Here is a 599-nt window from a genome sequence, read left to right as displayed (position 1 = left end):
TGTTCGAGGAGTACGGGCAGGCGGTGCTGGCCTACGCCAGGAGGCTGACCGGCGACCACCACGCCGCCGAGGACGTGGTGCAGGAGGCGATGATCCGGACCTGGCGGCACGCGGAGAAGCTGCTCGCCGAGGGCGGCTCGGTCCGCCGGTGGCTGATGACGGTGGTGCTCAACATCGTCTACGACCAGGTCCGGGCCCGTCGGGGGCGGCCGGTGGAGGTCGAGGACGTGCGGTCGGCCGCCGCCGTGACGGGCGACCACGCCGACCGCGTGGTGACGGACCTCGTCGTGGTCGAGGCGCTGCGGGGCCTGCCGGAGGAGCTGCGCAGCGTGGTGCTGCACGTGTACCTGTGGGGCGACTCGGTCGCCGAGACCGCGGCGGAGCTGCGCATCCCGGCCGGCACCGTCAAGTCCCGCACCCACCGGGCGATGAGCGTGCTGCGGCGCAGGCTGCCGCCCGCCATGGGCTCGAACCGGTCGCGGAACGCCGTGGGCGGGGCCCCGGCGGGCGGCCCCCCCGCCCCCCCCCCCCCCGGCCGGGGCGCCCCCGGGGGGGGCCCGCCCCCCGCGCCCCGCCCCGGGGTCAGAGCGGGATGTAGA

The 599-nt window shown here is 77.5% G+C and carries 1 protein-coding gene; it reads left to right on the top strand.

The window, feature by feature from the left end:
• A partial coding sequence (locus ACFV4N_RS39890) for a sigma-70 family RNA polymerase sigma factor (RefSeq protein ID WP_499677880.1) occupies positions 1-599 on the top strand: 599 nt, incomplete at both ends.

Source organism: Actinosynnema sp. NPDC059797, from assembly GCF_042732085.1.
Classification (GTDB): domain Bacteria; phylum Actinomycetota; class Actinomycetes; order Mycobacteriales; family Pseudonocardiaceae; genus Actinosynnema.
This window is presented reverse-complemented; position numbering and strand designations above follow the sequence as displayed.